The 269-nt window shown below is 68.8% G+C and carries 1 protein-coding gene; it reads right to left on the bottom strand.

Annotated features, from left to right (window positions below):
* The coding region (locus SAZ04_RS22210; RefSeq protein WP_332699788.1) for a gamma-glutamyltransferase at positions 1 to 269 on the bottom strand (269 nt) is incomplete at both ends.

The raw sequence follows: 269 nt of genomic DNA, 5'->3' as shown, positions 1-269 counted from the left end.
AGGCCTGCAGGATCGTCTGATCCTGGTTGTCCCCACCAGGCGTGCCCAGCGCCATCAGCGGCGTGCCGTCCTTGAACACCATGCTGGGCGTCAGCGTGTACCGCGGACGCGCGCGCGGGCGGATCTGGTTGGCCCGCGTCACGTCCAGGAAGAACTGCTCGCCGCGCACGCTCATCCCGATGCCGGTATCACCCAGGATCACCGCGCCGTTCACCCACCCGCCGCTCGGCGTCGCGTCGAAGAGGTTCCCGTCCCTGTCGATGATGGCC

The sequence above is a fragment of the Halalkalibacter lacteus genome (assembly GCF_036663595.1).
Lineage (GTDB): Bacteria > Bacillota > Bacilli > Bacillales > Bacillaceae_D > Halalkalibacter > Halalkalibacter lacteus.
The sequence above is the reverse complement of the archived record's forward strand: the minus strand, read 5'-3'. Positions and strand labels throughout refer to the sequence as shown.